Origin of the sequence: Streptomyces sp. NPDC047081, assembly GCF_040643775.1 — a bacterium.
GTDB lineage: Bacteria > Actinomycetota > Actinomycetes > Streptomycetales > Streptomycetaceae > Streptomyces.
Genome location: NZ_JBEYUY010000013.1, coordinates 117,480 through 134,753, shown reverse-complemented (window position 1 = coordinate 134,753; position 17,274 = coordinate 117,480). Strand labels below are relative to the sequence as shown.

Annotated in this window: 16 protein-coding genes; 8 read left to right on the top strand and 8 right to left on the bottom strand. The window is 72.6% G+C overall.

Going from position 1 to position 17,274, the window contains the following annotated elements; genetic code table 11:
* Position 1: 1 nt before the first annotated feature.
* Positions 2–766, bottom strand: coding sequence for a creatininase family protein (locus ABZ848_RS25290; protein WP_360835441.1), 765 nt, complete (start codon positions 764–766; stop codon positions 2–4).
* Between the two features lie 38 nt (positions 767–804).
* On the opposite strand from ABZ848_RS25290, the gene ribA reads away from it, so the two are divergent.
* The 4 genes from ribA to ABZ848_RS25270 are packed head-to-tail and all read left to right on the top strand — an operon-like array spanning position 805 to position 4,822.
* The gene (ribA, locus tag ABZ848_RS25285; RefSeq protein ID WP_360835439.1) at positions 805–1,467 is read left to right on the top strand and encodes a GTP cyclohydrolase II; all 663 of its coding nucleotides are present in this window, start codon (positions 805–807) and stop codon (positions 1,465–1,467) included.
* Positions 1,468–1,471: 4 nt separating this feature from the next.
* The gene (locus tag ABZ848_RS25280; protein ID WP_360835437.1) at positions 1,472–2,617 is read left to right on the top strand and encodes an FAD-binding oxidoreductase; all 1,146 of its coding nucleotides are present in this window, start codon (positions 1,472–1,474) and stop codon (positions 2,615–2,617) included.
* Positions 2,614–3,675, top strand: coding sequence for a saccharopine dehydrogenase (locus tag ABZ848_RS25275; RefSeq protein WP_360835435.1), 1,062 nt, complete (start codon positions 2,614–2,616; stop codon positions 3,673–3,675). Before ABZ848_RS25280 ends, ABZ848_RS25275 begins: the two co-directional genes overlap by 4 nt.
* Complete coding sequence (locus ABZ848_RS25270) at positions 3,668–4,822, top strand: saccharopine dehydrogenase family protein (RefSeq protein WP_360835433.1); 1,155 nt, start codon at positions 3,668–3,670, stop codon at positions 4,820–4,822. Before ABZ848_RS25275 ends, ABZ848_RS25270 begins: the two co-directional genes overlap by 8 nt.
* Before the next feature lie 7 nt (positions 4,823–4,829).
* Here ABZ848_RS25270 and ABZ848_RS25265 read toward each other — a convergent pair whose 3' ends face one another.
* The 3 genes from ABZ848_RS25265 to ABZ848_RS25255 form a co-directional block, all read right to left on the bottom strand.
* A complete protein-coding gene (locus tag ABZ848_RS25265; RefSeq protein WP_360835431.1) occupies positions 4,830–6,059 on the bottom strand; it encodes a serine hydrolase domain-containing protein in 1,230 nt (409 codons plus the stop codon).
* Positions 6,060–6,130: 71 nt separating this feature from the next.
* A complete protein-coding gene (locus ABZ848_RS25260) occupies positions 6,131–7,552 on the bottom strand; it encodes an MFS transporter (protein WP_360835429.1) in 1,422 nt (473 codons plus the stop codon).
* Positions 7,549–8,130, bottom strand: a complete 582-nt coding sequence (locus ABZ848_RS25255) for a TetR/AcrR family transcriptional regulator (protein ID WP_360835427.1) — start codon at positions 8,128–8,130, stop codon at positions 7,549–7,551. Before ABZ848_RS25255 ends, ABZ848_RS25260 begins: the two co-directional genes overlap by 4 nt.
* A gap of 98 nt (positions 8,131–8,228) precedes the next feature.
* Here ABZ848_RS25255 and ABZ848_RS25250 point away from each other — a divergent pair, with 98 nt between their 5' ends.
* Together ABZ848_RS25250 and ABZ848_RS25245 are read left to right on the top strand one after the other, a co-directional pair.
* Entirely contained in the window at positions 8,229–8,666 is a 438-nt protein-coding gene (locus ABZ848_RS25250) for a PPOX class F420-dependent oxidoreductase (protein WP_360835425.1), read from the top strand.
* Between the two features lie 97 nt (positions 8,667–8,763).
* Positions 8,764–10,878, top strand: a complete 2,115-nt coding sequence (locus ABZ848_RS25245; protein ID WP_360835423.1) for a tetratricopeptide repeat protein — start codon at positions 8,764–8,766, stop codon at positions 10,876–10,878.
* Positions 10,879–10,893: 15 nt separating this feature from the next.
* On the opposite strand, the gene ABZ848_RS25240 is transcribed toward ABZ848_RS25245, so the two are convergent.
* Positions 10,894–12,195 (bottom strand): hypothetical protein, encoded by a 1,302-nt coding sequence (locus ABZ848_RS25240; protein ID WP_360835421.1) that lies wholly within the window; start codon positions 12,193–12,195, stop codon positions 10,894–10,896.
* 215 nt (positions 12,196–12,410) lie between these two features.
* On the opposite strand from ABZ848_RS25240, the gene ABZ848_RS25235 reads away from it, so the two are divergent.
* Together ABZ848_RS25235 and ABZ848_RS25230 are read left to right on the top strand one after the other, a co-directional pair.
* Positions 12,411–12,680 (top strand): hypothetical protein, encoded by a 270-nt coding sequence (locus tag ABZ848_RS25235; RefSeq protein WP_360835419.1) that lies wholly within the window; start codon positions 12,411–12,413, stop codon positions 12,678–12,680.
* 131 nt (positions 12,681–12,811) lie between these two features.
* On the top strand, positions 12,812–13,222 hold the full coding sequence (locus tag ABZ848_RS25230; protein ID WP_360835651.1) for a VOC family protein: 411 nt from the start codon (positions 12,812–12,814) through the stop codon (positions 13,220–13,222).
* Positions 13,223–13,230: 8 nt separating this feature from the next.
* On the opposite strand, the gene ABZ848_RS25225 is transcribed toward ABZ848_RS25230, so the two are convergent.
* The 3 genes from ABZ848_RS25225 to ABZ848_RS25215 are packed head-to-tail and all read right to left on the bottom strand — an operon-like array spanning position 13,231 to position 17,252.
* Positions 13,231–14,382: a glycosyltransferase family 4 protein gene (locus ABZ848_RS25225; RefSeq protein WP_360835417.1), complete on the bottom strand. Its 1,152-nt coding sequence runs from the start codon at positions 14,380–14,382 to the stop codon at positions 13,231–13,233.
* A gap of 60 nt (positions 14,383–14,442) precedes the next feature.
* Positions 14,443–15,768 (bottom strand): nucleotide sugar dehydrogenase, encoded by a 1,326-nt coding sequence (locus ABZ848_RS25220; protein ID WP_360835415.1) that lies wholly within the window; start codon positions 15,766–15,768, stop codon positions 14,443–14,445.
* 32 nt (positions 15,769–15,800) lie between these two features.
* Positions 15,801–17,252 carry a glycosyltransferase family 4 protein gene (locus ABZ848_RS25215; protein ID WP_360835413.1) on the bottom strand — a complete coding sequence of 484 codons (1,452 nt, stop codon included), beginning with the start codon at positions 17,250–17,252 and terminating at the stop codon, positions 15,801–15,803.
* Positions 17,253–17,274: the final 22 nt, after the last annotated feature.

The following is a 17,274-nucleotide window of genomic DNA, read 5'->3' as shown; positions in this document are numbered from 1 at the left end:
CCTATGCGCGCCCCTCCTCGGAGGTCAGCAGCGAGAAAATCGCGCCGAAGGAATCCGCGAGGCTCGCCAGCAGTTCCTTCCCCTTTCCCGCGGAACCCAGCGAAGGGCGCCCGATGACACCTGAATCGGTATAGCCGGACATACCGAGGGTGAGCAGATGGCGCCGGTCGTCCGCGACGAAATCGGAGGTCTCATAACCGGGGCGGAGAAATTCCGGATGAGCGTGCAGAAGGATGGAGGTCTCGATTTCTCCCGCGTGCATGTCGGTCAGCAGCGAGGTGGTCACCCCCGCCCGCTGCCGCGCCGCTTCCCAGTCCTCCGCGGCCGGGAACAGGGCCATGCGCTCGCCGCGGGCGGAGGATTCCTGGACGACGTTGCCCAGTACGTAGTTCCCGCCGTGCCCGTTGACCACCACCAGGGCCTCGACGCCGGAGCGGCGCAGCGACTGGGCGATGTCACACACCACCGAGTGAAGGGTCACCGAGGAGATGCTGACGGTCCCGGGCCAGGCCGCGTGCTCGTGCGAGCAGGAGATCGTCACCGGAGGGAGGAGGTGCACCGGGTACGCCGCGGCGATCTCCCGGGCCACGGCACAGGCGACCAGCGTGTCGGTCGCCAGCGGAAGAAACGGACCGTGTTGTTCGAAGCTCCCCACCGGAAGGACGGCGACCTGCGTTGAGACACCCGCCGCCCTGGTCCGTACCTCTTCCGTAGTGTCCGCCGGCACCAGTCCGTATGCCGCCGTACGCGCGCCCGAACCACTCATTTCTTCACGGCCTTTCGTCTCTGCTTAGGAATCGAATCATGACAGAAAAAATCGGCGTACTCGCCAAGAAGACCCCGCAGCGCACGGGCGTGGAACGGATAGTGAATGCACCGCTGCCCACGGTGTACGGGCAATTCCGGGCCGTGGGTTACATGGATCACGACCGCGGCGATGAACAAGTGGCCCTGGTCTACGGTCAGATAGGCACCGACGAGGTCCTGACCCGGCTGCATTCCGAGTGCCTGACCGGTGACGCGTTCGGCTCCCAGCACTGCGAGTGCGGCGACCAGCTGGCCTCCGCGCTCAAGGCCGTCGTGGCCGAAGGCAGCGGCATCGTCGTGTACTTGCGCGGTCACGAGGGCCGCGGCATCGGCCTGCTCGCCAAGCTGCGCGCGATGGCCCTGCAGGCGGAGGGCCTGGACACGGTCGAGGCCAACCTCGCGCTCGGCCTGCCGGTCGACGCCCGCGACTACGGCGTCGCCGCCGGGATGCTGCACGACCTGGGCGTGAAGTCCGTACGGCTGCTCTCCAACAACCCGCGCAAGCGCGAGGCGTTGGTGCGCCACGGCATCGAGGTCGCCGAGACCGTCCCGCTGTTGATCCCGCCGTGCGAGAGCAACATCACCTATCTGCGGACGAAGCGGGAACGGCTGGATCACGTCCTGCCACACCTGGACGCGGTGGCTCACCTGTCAAGCTGACCGCGTGCAGACACAAGCCAGTGCCGTAGTCATCGGCGGTGGGGTGATGGGCACGAGCATCGCCTACCACCTCGCCGCCGCCGGTGTCCGGGACGTCGTACTCGTCGAGCGGGACGAACTGGCCTCCGGGTCCACGTCGAAGGCCGCGGGCGGGGTGCGGGCGCAGTTCTCCGACGAGCTGAACATCCACCTCGGGGCGCGCAGCCTGGAGGCCTTCGGGCGGTTCCAGGAGGAGATCGGGTACGACATCGGACTGCACCGCGTCGGCTACCTCTTCCTGCTCTCCACGCCCGAGGAGGTCGCCTCCTTCGAGCAGAGCGTCCTGCTGCAGAACTCGCTCGGCGTGCCGAGCCGCATGATCACGCCGAAAGAGGCGCGCAAGCTCTCCCCGCTGATCAGCACCGACGGCCTGCTCGCCGCCGCCTGGTCGCCGGACGACGGCCACTGCACCCCCGAGGCCGTCGTCCAGGGCTACGCCTCCGCCGCCCGCGCGCTCGGCGTCCGCATCCTGCGGCACACCGAGGTCACCGGCATCGAGCTGCACGGCAGCACGATCACCGCGGTGTCGACGACTCTCGGCCGGATCGCCACCGGCACGGTGATCTGCGCGGCCGGACCCTGGTCGCGGGCCGTTGGCAAGATGGTCGGCGTGGACCTGCCGGTGGTGCCGCTGCGCCGCCAGATCGCCGTCACGGAACCGGTCAAGGGCCTGCGCCCCGACCTGCCCATGACCATCGACTTCACCACCAGCCTGTACTTCCACGCCGAGGGCCCCGGACTCCTGCTCGGCATGTCCGACCCGGGCGAGCGGCCGGGCTTCGCGACCGACCCGCACGACCGCTGGATCCCCGCCCTGTACGCGGCCATGGAGCGCCGCGCCCCCGCCCTGCTCGACCTGCGCCGCACCGGCGGCTGGGCGGGTCTGTACGAGATCACCCCGGACCACAACGCGCTGATCGGCGAGGCCCGTTCGGTCTCCCGCTTCCTCTACGCCACCGGCTTCTCCGGGCACGGCTTCCTGCAGGGACCCGCCGTCGGCGAGGTCGTCCGCGACCTGTGCCTGGGCCGCGTACCCTTCGTGGACGTCAGCCCCTTGAGCGCCGACCGTTTCGCGGCCGACGCCCCGCGCCCGGAGGCCAACCTCGTATGACAGAGCTCCACCTGTGGCTGCGCCACGAGGACCGCAGGACCGAACGCCGCACGCCGATCGTGCCGTCCGACGCCCGGCGGCTCGTGGACAGCGGAGTGACGCTGACCGTGGAGGAGTCCCCGCAGCGGATCTTCCCGATCGAGGAGTACGAGGCGGCCGGCTGCCATGTCGCGACGGCGGGCTCCTGGGTGTCGGCGCCGCCGGACGCGGTGATCCTCGGCCTGAAGGAACTCCCGGACGGGCCGGGCGAACTGACACACCGCCACATCTTCTTCGGCCACGCCTACAAGCGGCAGCCCGGCGCGGAGGCCCTGCTGCGCCGGTTCGCGGCGGGCGGCGGCGCGCTCCTCGACCTGGAGTACCTGGTGGACGACCACGGCCGCCGCCTCGCCGCCTTCGGGTTCTGGGCCGGCTATCTGGGCGCCGCCCTCGCCGTGCTCCAGCAGCGCGGCGGACTGGTCGCTCCGCTCACGCCCACCTCCAAGGACGAGCTGGACGAACGGCTCCAACGGGCCGACGGCGACGAGGAGTTCACGGCCCTGGTGATCGGCGCCCTGGGCCGCAGCGGCCGCGGCGCGCGCCTCGCCCTCCAGGTGGCCGGCGTCGAGCCCACCTGCTGGGACCTCGCCGAGACCCGCGACCTGGACCGGCCCGCCCTGCTCGCGCACGACGTCATGGTGAACGCGGTCCTCGCCACCACCCCCGTCCCGCCCTTCCTGCGCGAACAGGATCTCGACGACCCGGCCCGCCGCCTGCGCACCCTGTGCGACGTCACCTGCGACGTCGGTTCCCCCCTGAACGTCCTGCCGGTCTACGACCGCACCACGGACTGGACGGACCCCGTGCGCCGGCTGCGCAAGGAACCCCCGCTCGACCTGATCGCCATCGACAACCTGCCCTCCCTCCTCCCGAGGGAGTCCAGCACCGACTTCTCCGCGGCTCTCGTCCTCCAACTGCTGGAGTTCGGCACCGGCGGACCGTGGGGCCGCTGTCTGGACCGCTTCCACCAGGCCAACCGTGAACTCGGCATCGCAGAAGGGGAGTTCCGCAATGTCTGAGCGCGTCCCGGCGAGCGGCACCGTCCACTGGATCGGCGCCGGCCTGTCCACGGGCAGCGGTCTGGCCCGGCTGTGCGAGAGCGCCGACCGGGTACGGCTGTGGCACCGCACCGAGGAGCGCGCCGCCGGGGCCCTCTCCCGGCTGGGCCTCGTCGGCCGCGCCGAGCCCCGCACCTACACCCTCGCCGCGCTCACCGCCGAACTCGCCCCCGGCGACGTCGTCGTGTCGATGCTGCCCGCGCCGGAGCACGCCGGGATCCTCGCCGCCTGCGTCGCGGGCGGCGCCCACTTCGCCTGCTCCAGCTATGTCTCGGACGCGGTCCTGGAACAGGTGCCCCAGGCCGCCAAGGCCGGCCTGGTCGTCCTCACCGAGGCCGGGCTCGACCCGGGCATCGACCACCTCTTCGCCCACAGCCTGGTGGCCCGCGCCCGCGAGGCGATCGGCGACGGTACGGCGGCCTCGTACAGCTTCACCTCGTACTGCGGCGGCATCCCCGCGGTGCCGAACGACTTCCGGTACCGCTTCAGCTGGGCACCCGCCGGAGTCCTCAACGCCCTTCGCTCGCCCGCCCGTTACATCGAGGACGGCGCCGAGACGACGGCGGACCGGCCCTGGGAGGTGACCCGGCCGCACGTCCTCGACGGCGAGACCTTCGAGGTCTACCCGAACCGGGACAGCGTCCCCTTCGTCGAGCAGTACGAGCTGCCGGCCGCCTGGCAGGCCCGGTCGTTCGTGCGCGGCACCCTTCGGCTGGAGGGCTGGCTGCGGGCCTGGGACGCCGTGTTCGATGAGCTCAAGGGCGGGGACGACGCCCGGATCGCCGCCCTGGCACGGGAGTTGGCGGACCGGTACCCGACGACGCACGCCGACCGCGACCGGGTCGTACTCGCCGTCTCGCTCGACGTGCGCTCGCAGGAGGGCCGGAACTGGTCGGGCTCCTACCTCCTGGACGTGGTGGGCGACGCGGAGGAGAGCGCGATGGCCCGGCTGGTCTCCCGGCCGCTCGCCCTCGGCGTCGGGCACATCCTGGACGGTTCGCTGCCCGCGGGCCTGAACCGGGCCGCCGAGACGGCGGCCCGCTCCGAGGAGTGGTTGGGTGAACTGGCCGGCCAGAGCGTGGAGTTCACCCTTCGCACCGAGGGGTAGCGGCGGCTCAGTCGGTGACCGACTCGTGCACCAGCCGCTTGAGGTCCGGGAAGAGCTTCAGCGAGGACTTGGGGCGGACCTGGGTCATGAACTGCACGGTCAGATCACGGCTCGGGTCCACCCAGAAGGTGGTTGTCGCCACCCCGCTCCAGCCGTACGTGCCCGTGCCCGTCGGCGCCTGGCAGCGCTCGGGGTCGATCACGACCGAGACGCCGAGGCCGAAGCCGACGCCGTCGTTGCCGGGCTCGTCGTGGGCCGGGCGGGCGCCGAAGGAGCGCAGGTCGGCGCCGCCGGGCAGGTGGTTGCGGGTCATCAGATCCACCGTCTCCGGCTTGAGCAGTCGGACGCCGTCGAGCTCGCCGCGGCGGCGCAGCAGCTCCATGAAGCGGTGCACGTCGTACGCGGACGCGACCAGGCCGCCGCTGCCGGACAGGAAGCGGGGCCGTCCGCGCAGCGGCAGCCCCGGGATCGGCTCGATGCCGCCGGCGTCCGTCTCGCCGTACAACTCGCTGAGCCGCGTGGCCTGTTCGTCCGTGACGCAGAAGCCGGCGTCGGTCATGCCGAGCGGGCCGAGGACGCGCTCGGCGACGAACTCGTCGAGCGGCTGCCCGGAGACGACCTCGATGACCCGGCCGAGGACGTTGCTGGCCACCGAGTAGTTCCACTGCGTGCCCGGCTCGAACTGGAGCGGCAGGCTCGCGTACACGTCGACCGTCTCGGCCAGGTTCGAGCCCGGCACCACGGCCGACTCCAGGTTGGCCGCGCGGTAGAGGGCGTCGACGGGGTGCGAGTGGTAGAAGGCGAAGGTCAGGCCCGCGGTGTGGGTCAACAGGTGCCGGATGAGCGGGGGTTGGGATGCGGGGCGGGTCACGACCTCCGTGCCCGAGCCGCTCTCGTACACCTGCGGGTCGGCGAAGGCGGGCAGGTGGCGGGCGACCGGGTCGTCGAGCGAGAGGCGGCCTTCCTCGACGAGTATCAGCGCGGCGACCGTGGTGACCGGCTTGGTCATGGAGTAGATCCGCCACAGGGTGTCGGGCTCGACGGGCAGGTCGGCCGCGAGGTCGCGCCGGCCGTGCGTGGTGAGGTGGGCGACGCGGCCGCCGCGGGCCACGGCCACCAGGTAGCCGGGCAGGCGCCCCTCGTCGACGTAGTGGGCGAAGTGCTGGTCGAGGCGGTCCAGCGCCTTCGCGTCCAGCCCGATCTCGCCCGGGTCCACCTCTTGCCGCAGCTGTGCCATCGCTCGTTCTCCTCCACTTGCACTGGTCGAGGTTGCGCTCCGGTGCACACTCGCCGAACCGGCCTCAGACATCATCGTCGCGCAGGAACGCGGGTCGGGTCCCCCTCTTGGCCGGTATTGATCGCTTGGGGCGAACGTTTCGGCAGCCGCAGTCCGGCCGCCGCGCCGATTCCGGCCGACGCGGCGAGCACCAGCAGCGGCAGCGCGTGACCGTGCCCGAGCCCCATGAGCGTCGTGGCCACGGCCACTCCCAGCACGGGTCCGACGTTCATCGCGGTCTGCTGCAGCCCGCCCGCGACTCCGGCCGACTCCACGGGCGCCTGCCGTACGACGACATGGGTGGCCGCGACCATCACCGTCCCGTATCCGGCCCCCAGCAGCGCGAACCCGGCGCACAGCGCGGGCGCCCCGGAGGCGCGCACGAGCACGAGTACCCCGGCCGCCAGCACGCCCATCGCTCCCACGGTCGTACGGCGGGCCCCGGCCCGGCGCAGCAGCACGGCGGCGCCGGGCGCGGCGGCGATGACCAGGGCGGCGAGCGGGAGACCGAGCAGGGCCATGTGCAGGGGGTCGAAGCCGAGGGTGTCCTGCAACAGGAAGGTGGCGACGAAGAGTGTGCCCTGCAGCGTGGCGGAGGCGACGACCAGGATGCCGAGCGAGGAGGCGACGGCGGGGGACCGGACGACGTCCGACGGCAGCAGGGGGCTGGGGGAGCGCCGCTCGTGGCGGAGGAAGGCGACACCGGCGGCGAGGGCGAGGAGGAGGGCGGCCCAGCCGGTGGGGGAGCGGCCGTCGGAGGTCAGCGTGACGAGGAAGTGGACCAGGGCGGCGAGGGAGAGGGCGAGGAGGGTGGTGCTGAGGGTGTTGAGGCGGGCCTCTGATGGGGCAGCGCCGGGCTGCTCGGCAATGGTGTCGGGTCGGCCCGTCCGCGGCTGTTCCGGGCCGTCGCGGACGGTGAGGGCGAGGGTGCCGAATGCCAGTGCCGGTGCGACGTTGAGGAAGAAGACCGTTCGCCAGCCCGGCCCCGAGACCAGCGCCCCGCCCAGGACCGGCCCCGCCGCGGCCGCCAGGCCGATCGCGCTCATGCGCAGGGCGATCGGCATCCGCAGCCGGTCCGGGGGGAACGCGGCCCGCAGCATTCCGAGCGTGGCCGGTTGCAGCAGCGCCCCGAACACGCCCTGGGCGACCCGCAGTGCGATCACCCAGTCGATCCCGGGCGCGACCCCGATCCCCGCCGAGGCGGCCCCGAATCCCAGCATCCCGACGCCGAAGACCCGTTGATGCCCGTACCGGTCACCGAGCCGCCCGGCGAACACCAACAGCCCCGCCACCGCGATGAGATACCCGGTACTGGTCCACTGCACCTGCGCGAAGGACGCGCCCAACTCCCGCTGCAGGGTTGGCTGCACGACGGTGAGGACCGTGCCGTCCAAGGCGACGATCATCGCCCCGACGACGCTGCTCGCAAGGGCGACGGCGCGGTGCGCGGTCACGCCTCGGCTCCCAGGTGCGCGTCGAGCGCCGAGTGCAGCAGCGGTACGAAGTCGTCCGCGCCGGTGGCGAGTTGGAGGCTGCCCCAGCCCCACAGCTGGGCGATGCCGTGCAGGTTCGCCCAGAGCGCGCCCGCGACCAGCCGGGCGTCGACGTCGGGGCGGGTCAGGGTGACCAGCTCCACCAGGCGGCCGAACAGCGGCAGGCTGGTGTCCCGGAGCCCCAAGTGTCCGCTCTCCAGCAGATCGTGACGGAACATCAGCTCGTACATGCCGGGGTTGTCGAGCGCGAACCGCAGGTACACCTCGGCGAGCGTCGTCAGCTGCTCGCGCGGTGGCGCCGTATCGCCGGCGGCCGTCGCCGCCGTCGCCCGCTCACCCAGCTCGGCGAAACCGCGCCGCGCGATGGCGGACAGCAGCTCCAGGTGGGTGGGGAAGTGGCGGCGCGGCGCCCCGTGCGAGACCCCGGCGCGGCGGGCGATCTCGCGCAGGGTCAGTGCCTGCACGCCTTCCCGGGCGACCAGCTCCACGCCGACGTCGACCAGCCGGGCCCGCAGCCCCGTCTCCGCTTCTTCAGGCATAGACAGTGTCTACCAGGTATGGATAGACACTGTCTACCGATGGCTGCCGAGGCCGGTAGGTCGGGAATGCGGCACGCCGCTGTGCGGGTTGACCAGATATGACTCAGGACACACTGCTCGAACTGCTCCCGGACCAACGTGGCGGCGTACTGGTCACCCTCAAGGCCGACGGCCGCCCCCAGCTGTCCAACGTCAGCCACCACTACGACCCCGACGAGGGCATCATCCGGATCTCGGTCACCGACGACCGTGCCAAGACCCGCAACCTCCGCCGGGACCCGCGGGCGTCCTATCACGTGTCCACCCCCGACCGCTGGGCCTACACGGTCGTCGAGGGCGTCGCCGACCTCTCGCCGGTCGCGAAGGATCCGCACGACGACACGGTCGAGGAGCTGGTCCGCCTCTACCGCGCGGTCCTGGGCGAGCACCCCGACTGGGACGACTTCCGTGCGGCGATGGTCCGCGACCGGCGACTGGTGGTACGGCTGAAGGTCGACCGGGCGTACGGGATCCCGAAGGGGGTCATCAAGCGCTGAAGCGCCCATCAGGTGATGGCCTGTCACCTCGCCGCGCTCCGGCTAAGGTTGATCCACTGAGAGTGACGCGGACGCGGGGAGCGGGGGAGCGCGGGACATGCTGGATCTCCTTTCGGTGGGCGCCATCAGCGCCGTCCTCGGCGCGGTCGGCAACGGCATGGCCGGGGAATTCGGCAGGTGGGCCTGGGAGTCGGCGGGCGGAGCGGTCCGCCGCGTCGCCGGGCGGGAGGTCCCCGCACCCACGACACCCGGCCAACTCGACGACGTGGCACGCCTGGTGCACGAGCGGGTGCACACGGATCCGCAACTCGCCCACGCCTGGGCCCTGTTCGCCCGCTCGGCCCCCGTACCCGGAGTGCCCGAGCGTCTCGCGCGCCCGCGCCTGCCCGGTGCCCCGCGCTTCTTCACGGACCGCGAGCAGGCCGTGAAGCTCCTCGACAAGGAGGCGACCCGCCCCTTCGAGGGCCGCCCCAGGCTCGCTCTGCTGCACGGCCCCGAGGGCATCGGCACGACCACCCTGGCCTGCCACTGGGGCTGGCGTCAGACGGACCGCTACCCCGACGGCCAGCCGTACGTCGACCTGCGCACCCGCACCCCCGAGGCCGCCCTCGGCGATCTCCTGCGCCAACTCGGCCTGCGGGACGAGCAGATACCCGCCTCCGCCGACGCCAGGACCGAGCTCTTCCGGCGCTGCGCCGCCGACCGCCGGCTGCTCCTCGTCCTCGACCACGCCACCTCGGCGGCGCAGCTCGAACCACTGCTGACCACCGCGCCCGGGGTGTTCACCATCGTGGTCGCCCGGCATCCGCTCGTAGGTCTCGGCGCCCTGCGGATCCCGGTCGGTCCACTCGCCCGGCGGGACGCGGTACGGATGCTGAAGAGCGTCGCGGGCGAGGACGCGATCGCCGCCGCGCGCGCCGGCCTGCCCACGGTCCTCGACCGCTGCGCCGGCTCACCGTACGCGCTACGGGCCGCGGCCCTGCGCCTGACGACGGGGGTCGGCGGCCCCGAGGACCCCGCAGCGTCCCCGGCCGATCCAGCCGCACCCGCGACCGACCCCGTCCGGGCCGCCACCGAGGACTCCTACCGCCACCTCGCCCCCGACGCCGCCCGCCTCTACCGCCTTGCCGGTCTGCGCGACTGGCCCGCCCTGGACGCGGCCATCGCCGCGCGGGCCGCCGACATCGACGAGACGGAGGCCGCCCGGCTCCTGGGAGAGCTCGCCGAGGCGCTGCTCCTCGAACGCGCCGACTCCGGCCGCTACCGCTACCGCCCCTCCGTCCGCGCCCACGCGGAACGCACGGCAGCCGCCGTCGACGGAGTCGCGGCCTGCTCGGCGGCGGTCGCCCGAGTCGTCGACCGCTGCCGTGACCTGGCCGTCGGCGCGGCTCAGGCCGCGCTGCCGGAGAGCTGGCGGGTGCCCACCGCCCACTCGCCGGTCACCTTCGCGTCCAAGGGCGAGGGCGTCGCCGCCCTGACCGCCGAGGCGCCGACCCTCGTCGAAGCGGTCGCCGCGGCGGACGAGTTCGGCGACCCGGACTCCGTCGTGCTGCTCTGCCAGGCCCTCTGGCCGCTCCAGCTCAAGGCCGGCCGGCACGAACTCCTCCTGCCCGCCCTGCGCACCGGCGCCCGGGTCGCCGACGAACACTTCCCCGGCACCCGCACCGCCGGCGCCCTGCACGCCCAACTCGCCCACACCCTCACCGAGTTGCGCCGCTGGGACGCGGCCGAGCCCGAGGCCCTCGCCGCCGCACGCGACGAACGAGCCGCCGGACATGTCCGCGGTCACGCCTCCGCGGTCGAGTTCCTCGGCCTGCTGCGGCTGCGGCAGTGGCGGTTCCAGGAGGCGTACGACAGCTTCGAGCAGGCGTACGGCATCCTCGACGGCATCGGCCCCGACGACGAGGGCGCCGCCGACCTCCCGCGCGCCCGCGCCCTGCTGGACCGCCACCGTGGACGCGCCCTCGGCCGCCTCGACCGCCGCGAGGAAGCACTGGACCGGCTCCGGCACGCCCTGGCCTTCTTCCGGGGCCGCGAGCCCTACAACATGGCCCGCACCCTCACCGACATCGCCGAGATCCACCTCGACGCGGGCCGGCCCGAGACCGCACTGCCGCTGATCGACGAGGCGTTGGTGGCGCTGGAGGGCGAACAGGCGGAGTACCAGGTGGAGTTGCTGCGGGTGCTGAGGGAGCGGTGCGCTGCGGCGTAGTGACCGACTCGGTCGTCAGGCCCGCACGACGGTCACCGCGCGCGTGACCTTCCCCGTCCGTACCGTCATCCCCCGCCCGAACAGCTCCTCCAGCGACTTGCCCGAGGCCAGCCACGCGTGCAGCGCGGACGCGTACACGGCCGGGTCGGCGTCGGCGGCCCCGGCCGCCGCGGTGAGCCGCAGCAACGCACCGGCGCGGGTGCGCACGACACACGACCCAGGATCCGTCACGTACGCCGCGAGCGCGCAGTGCGGATGCCGGTCGAGCACCTCTGCCGCCCACTCGGCGGGCGACCCGAACCGTCGGTCGTCCGCCTCCCCGTGCCGGAACACCACGTCTGCCAGGTCGAGTTGATCGACCTCACGCGTGTCCTCGTGCACCGCGAGATGCGCCTCTCCGTCCTCGTACGGCGCCTGGTGCGGTCCGGCGTACCGGGTCACCGTGATCTCCCCGGCGCCCGGCAACCGGCTCAGCACCTGGAGGGGGACGGTCGGGGCCGATGCTTCGTACGCGGGCAGCGGGAGGGGTTCGAGGCGTGCGGGGAGGGCGGGTTCAGGGATGCCGAGAGCGTCGTAGAAGAGGCGGCGCAGGCGGGTGGCCGACTCGCCGGGCAGGGAGCTGATGAACTCCGCGTGTTCGGGCCGGGGTTGGTGGTGTTCGAGCAGAGACTCCACGTGTGGCCTCAGGGGGAGTGAGGGATCCAGGCGAGGCGCGCCACGTACGAAGTCGTACACCGGAGCCTGCGGATCGAGGCCCTCCAGGGGTGCGGCCCCCAGCAGGACCGGCGTGCCCAGTGCGGCGGCGTAGTACGTCACCGAGCCGTGGTCGCCGATCACCGCGTCCGCGGCGAGCAGGGCCTGGCGCCAGCCCTTCAGGGGGTCGATCAGTGCGAGGCCGGCGCGGCGGGCGCGGTCGAGCCAGGCGCGGATCTGGCCGGGGCCGTGACCGTGCCAGACGTTGGGGTGCAGTACGGCCGCGAGACGGTACTCGTCGGCCGGGAACTCCGAGGTCAGACGGGGGAGGAGGGAAGGGAGCAGGTCATCCCCGCCGCCGTCGCCGAAGAGGGACTCCGGGTTCCAGGTGGAGGTGAGGACGATCAGGCGTCTGCCCCGGCCCACGTCCAGGGCCCGGCGGTAGCGCTCGCGGTAGGGGCGGGCCGCCAGCAGGCGGTCCCAGCAGGGGTCCCCGGCGAGCACGGCCGTGGCCGCGGCCTCGGGGCAGGCGGCGCGCAGACGCTCGTACTGCTCGGGGTGCGAGAGGACCAGGGTGTCCGCGACGGGACGGCCGTCGGGGTCGAGCAGCCACTCCGGTGACAACCCGAAGACCGGTTCTGTCGCCTTCTGCCCACCGCCCGCTGTCGGGTGTCGGGTGTCGGGTGTCGGGTGTCGGCAGTTTCTTAGTGTATCCGACACCGTGGGACAACACGGTCAACTGTCCTGAAAGTGAATGGAGTTGACCGCCGAAGCTCGCGGAGAGCGCGAGTGCGACCGGGGTGGCGATCGCCTGCTCCCACGGGAGTACGGGGATCCCCGTGTCGGCGAGCAACTCGGCGACGCCCGCCAGGAACGCCGAGGAGCCCGGGCAGGTCGCGAGGAGCTGCACCCTGAAGTCGTCGTGGAAGAGGGGCAGGACGTCCAGCAGCCGGGTCGCCGCGGTCACGTTGTGGACGACCAGGAGCACTTTGCGGCTGCGCCCGCGCGTGGCCCACCGCGCCGCCTCGTCGCCGACCGGCACCCGTATCCACCCGGCCCCCGCCACGTCCTCGCCCGCCTCTCGTACCGCCCCGCACCCGTTCGGGTGATCGGGCAACGATAGCTCCGGTCCGTCGTGGCGGTCCTAGGTCCCCGGGTGCAGGGCCGAGGACTGATGTTCCGGCGGGCGCGTTCTGCCTAGGCTGCCGGGAGAGATCACGCAGCTCAGGAAGGGATCATGATGCCTGTCAACGGCCGTAGCCACATCCGGATCGCCCGCCCGTCACGGGACCTCGCGGTCGCCGAGCGGTTCTGGGTGCGCGGGCTCGGGCTGAGTGTGGTGTGGCGGACCGAGGGCGGCGTCGAGCCCGGGGAGCACGACCTGTTGATGGTGGGGTGGCCCGACGCCGGATGGCATCTGGAGCTGGTGCATGAGCCGGGGCAGCCCGTGGAACCCCGGCCGACCGAGGAAGACCTGCTGGTCGTGTACGTCGACGGGCCCGTCCCGGAGGATCTGGTCGCGAAGCTGGAGGCGCACGGGGGCAAGCGGGTGCCCTCGCCGAATCCGTACTGGAACCGGTGGGGTGTCACGGTCGAGGATCCCGACGGGTACCGGCTGGTGCTGTGCGAGCGGGGCTGGTCCAACGGCTGAGCCGGGCTTCAGGGCGTTGCGGTCCGCCAGCGCTTCACGCCGACCGTCGGCCTCGTCGTCTCGCCCGCCCAGCCCTCCAGGAGACCCGTGAAGTCCGCTGCTCCGCGCTGCCAGTTGAGGGTGGTGAGGGCGGCCGCGCGGCCCTGGTTCGCCGCGCGCAGCCGGAGTGCGGGGTCCGTGCGCAGGCGCTGGACCGCCTGGGCCGCGGCTGACGGGTTCTCGTACGGGACGATCAGGCCGCAGTGGTGGCGCTCGACCAGTTGCGCCGCCAGTGGTGTGGGTGTCGTGACCACGGGGACGCCGTGGGCCATGTACTCGACGACCTTCGTGGGGCGCGAGTGGCGGTAGTTGGGCTGGTCGTGGAGGAGGGACAGGCCGGCCAGGGCGCCGGGGAGCAGGGCCAGGGCACGGTCGTTGGGGAGGAAGCCGTGCCAGCGCAGGACGCCGTCCCGGTCGGCCGCGGTGAGGGCGTCCCGGACGTCGGGGTCCGCCGCGCCGATCACCTCCACACGCACCGCCGGTGCCAGCAGGGCCGCAGTCTCGATGAGGTCCAGGGTGCCGCGGGCCCGTGACAAGTGGCCCAGATAGACGACCCGTTCGGCGCCGGGCGGCGGGGGCGGGTCCGGCGGTGCGGTCGCCAGGTTGGGGACCACCGGGTGGGTGCGGCGGAAGCGCTCCTGGTACGCGTCCTCGGCCAGCAGCAGCCGCAGGTGGCGCTCCGCCAGACCTTCCGCGGCCCGTACCGCGAACCGCAGCGGTGGGCGCAGTGCCCGTGGCACCCAGCGTTTCATGGTGAGCGCCGCCGCGGTGTCCTCGTGTACGTCCCAGATCGTCACCGGCGCCTTTCCGGCCCGCCGCCAGCGGCGCAGCGTGCCCGGGAGGGCCAGCAGGAGCTCCGGGTCGTGGAGGAGGACGACGTCCGCCTCGGGCCCGCGCTCGGCGAGCAGCTCGCGGGCCGCCCTCAGTGCCGCCCGGCGGTCGCGGCCGGCGGCCCGCGGGAGGTCGACGCCCTCGACGTCGGCGCGCGGGGTCACCTCGCGTGCCGTGAACGGGGCGGCGTACACCACCTGGTGCCCGCGCTCCCGCAGCGCGGCGATCTGGCGGTGCAGGATGCGCGCGTCCTCGGGGTGGTGCACGACGGTGACGACAAGTATCCGCATCTGAGCGCCTTTCAACTCCACGCGCGGGGAAGGGGGTTGAAGGGAACGGGTGGTGGGGTCTCAGAGGACCTCGACGCCCGGATGGAAGATCCGGCCCCGGGTGTCGAAGAGCAGGCGGGCCTGGTCGGCCAAGGCCGGCAGGTCGTAGGCGGAGTGGTCCTGGAGCAGCATGGTCAGGTCGTGCTCGCGGACGGCGGCGGTGAGGTCGGCGACGCGGGGGACGGTGACCCCGTCGACGGACCAGCGCGGTACGTGCGGATCGTGGAAGGACACCTCGGCCTCCCGCTCCCGCAGCAGCTTGGCCACCGGCACGGCCGGGCTCTCCCGCTGGTCGGCGACGTCCGGCTTGTAGGTGACGCCGAGCAGCAGTACCCGTGAGCCGTGCAGCGGCCGGCCCGCGCTGTTGAGGAGGTCCTGGGCCCGGCGCACGACGTACTCGGGCATGCGCCGGTTGATCTCCTGGGCCAGCTCCACGAACCGGAACTCGTAGCCGAGCGACGAACGCACCTTGTAGGAAAGGTAGTTGGGGTCGATCGGGATGCAGTGGCCGCCCACCCCGGCGCTCGGCCGGAAGGCCTGGAAGCCGAAGGGCTTGGTGCCCGCGCAGCGGATCGCGTCCCAGACGTCGATGTGCAACTCGCGGCTGATGATGGCGAGTTCGTTGACCAGGGCGATGTTCACATGCCGGTAGGTGTTCTCCAGGAGCTTGGCCATCTCGGCTTCCCGAGTGCCCTTGGCCTGCACGACCGTGTCGATGAACTTGCCGTAGAAGGAGACCGCGCGCACCGCGCACGCAGGCGTCAACCCGCCGACGACCTTGGGCACTTCACGCAGGGCGTGGGTGGTGTTCCCGGGGTCGATGCGCTCCGGTGAGAAGGCGAGCGCGAAGTCCTCGCCGGCCTTGAGACCGGACTCCTCCAGCAGGGGACGTACCACTTCGTCGGTGGTGCCCGGATAGGTGGTCGACTCCAGCACCACCAACTGGCCGGGCCTGAGCCACCCGGCCACCGCCCGCGCCGCCGAGGTCACGGCACTCAGGTCCGGTCCGCCGTCCTCGCTCAGCGGGGTCGGCACACAGATCACCACGGTCTGCGCGCGGGCCAGGCAGGCGTCGTCCGTGCGGGCCGTGAAACCGGCCTCGCGCATGCGGCGGACGTCCTCGTCGGACACGTCGTCCACGTGCGAGCGGCCGGAGTTGAGGTCCGAGACGACACGCGCGTTACGGTCCAGGCCCAGCACGCGCAGGCCGACCGAGGCCGCTTCCCGTGCGAGTGGCAGTCCTACGTAACCGAGGCCGATCACCGCCAGTTCGACGTGGTCGGCCCGTGCTGATTCCCCGAGCTGTTCGCTGTTTTCCCCGAGCGATCCGGTCTCGTCGACCTGCATAGGGATTCACCCACTGGGTCTCGAATGAGGGACTAGGCGCATCCGAGGGCGCGATACGCCTCGCGGGTCGTGGCGGCGACCCGCTTCCAGGTTCGTTCACGCGCCACCAGCGCGCGGGCGGACGCTCCCCACTGGGTGCGCCGCTTTTGACTGTAAAGCAGTTTTTCGAGCGCATCTGCCCAGGCAAGGGACGATTCGGGAAGAATTAGCTGCCCGTTAACCTCCGGTTCGATCAGTTCTCTCATTGCGGTGAGATCACTACTGGCCACAGGAAGACCGCTCGCCATCGCTTCGACCGGCTTGAGAGGGGTCACCAGATGGCAGACGCGCTCGTCGGTGCGCGGCACCGCGAACACATCCAACACCGCGTGGAACTCCCGCACTTGGGCATGCGGCACCCGTCCGGTGAACAGGGCGACGCCGCGGCCGAGCCCCAGTCGTACGGCCGTCCGCTCCAGCTCCGCCCGCGCCGGACCGTCGCCCACGATCAGCAGCCGCAGCGGTACACCCCGGCGCCGCAGCTCGGCACCCGCATGGAGCAATGTGCCGATGCCCTCGAGCGGGGTGAGGCTGCTGACCGTACCGACGACCAGCTCGTCCGGCGCGATACCGAGCCGCGCCCGCACCGGCGCCCCGTCCGGCAGCGGGGCCAGGAACTCCTCGTCCACCGCGTTCGGCGAGATCAGCACCCGCTCCTCGGGCACCCCGCGCGACACGATCTCCGCCTTCATCGCCGCGCCCAGCGTCAGCACCAGGTCCGCCTCGCGCATGCAGTACGTCTCCAGCTCGCGCCGCGCCCGGTAGGTCTCGTCCCGCGGGGACCGGCCCGGCGCCTGGGTCAGCCAGGTCTCCTCCAGGAAGCCCCGCACCTCGTACACCACGGGCAGCCCATAGGCCTCACGCAGGGCGAGCGCCACCCGCCCGTTGCCGTGATCGGTGGCCGCGTGCAGCACCGCCGGCCGCAGCCGCTCCACCAGCCGCCCGGCCAGTTCGGCGTTCAGCGAGAGCGTCGCGCCCTGCCCGTACGGCAGCGTCCGCGGCAGCAGCCGGTGCTGCGGCACCCCGTCCACCAGCTGCAACGGCCGCGCGTCCAGCACGCCCTGCGCCACCGGGAACCCGATGCGCGTCACCACATGCGCGTCCAGCCCCGCCGCCCGCTGCGCCTCGGCCAGCTTCTGCGTGCGCACGGTGTATCCGGCATGCTTGAACGGCAGCCCGTTGGTGACCAGATGCAGTACCCGTCCGGGCACGGGCCGGACCGCCCGTCCCACGGGCGCGGGCACCCGGGCGGCGGACGGCGTCGCGGTGGGCCCCGCGGTACGGGCCCGGCCGGCCAGCCTCCGCTCGACCGGCCGCACCCGCCGCCGCAACCGGGCCGGCAGCAGCCGTACGCCGAGCAGCGCGGCCCGCACCGGATCGTGCCGCACCTCACCCCAGGCGACGGAGGCGGCGAGCAGAAGGGCGCGGGGAAGGCGACGCGGCATGCGGCCACGGTAGGACGCGACG

Bases quoted from the DNA above. Each gene is read 5' to 3' on its own strand.
- ABZ848_RS25290 (WP_360835441.1), bottom strand. From the start codon at position 766: ATGAGTGGTTCGGGCGCGCGTACGGCGGCATACGGACTGGTGCCGGCG.
- ribA (WP_360835439.1), top strand. From the start codon at position 805: ATGACAGAAAAAATCGGCGTACTCGCCAAGAAGACCCCGCAGCGCACG.
- ABZ848_RS25275 (WP_360835435.1), top strand. From the start codon at position 2,614: ATGACAGAGCTCCACCTGTGGCTGCGCCACGAGGACCGCAGGACCGAA.
- ABZ848_RS25270 (WP_360835433.1), top strand. From the start codon at position 3,668: ATGTCTGAGCGCGTCCCGGCGAGCGGCACCGTCCACTGGATCGGCGCC.
- ABZ848_RS25265 (WP_360835431.1), bottom strand. From the start codon at position 6,059: ATGGCACAGCTGCGGCAAGAGGTGGACCCGGGCGAGATCGGGCTGGAC.
- ABZ848_RS25255 (WP_360835427.1), bottom strand. From the start codon at position 8,130: ATGCCTGAAGAAGCGGAGACGGGGCTGCGGGCCCGGCTGGTCGACGTC.
- ABZ848_RS25250 (WP_360835425.1), top strand. From the start codon at position 8,229: ATGACTCAGGACACACTGCTCGAACTGCTCCCGGACCAACGTGGCGGC.
- ABZ848_RS25245 (WP_360835423.1), top strand. From the start codon at position 8,764: ATGCTGGATCTCCTTTCGGTGGGCGCCATCAGCGCCGTCCTCGGCGCG.
- ABZ848_RS25230 (WP_360835651.1), top strand. From the start codon at position 12,812: ATGCCTGTCAACGGCCGTAGCCACATCCGGATCGCCCGCCCGTCACGG.
- ABZ848_RS25225 (WP_360835417.1), bottom strand. From the start codon at position 14,382: ATGCGGATACTTGTCGTCACCGTCGTGCACCACCCCGAGGACGCGCGC.
- ABZ848_RS25220 (WP_360835415.1), bottom strand. From the start codon at position 15,768: ATGCAGGTCGACGAGACCGGATCGCTCGGGGAAAACAGCGAACAGCTC.
- ABZ848_RS25215 (WP_360835413.1), bottom strand. From the start codon at position 17,252: ATGCCGCGTCGCCTTCCCCGCGCCCTTCTGCTCGCCGCCTCCGTCGCC.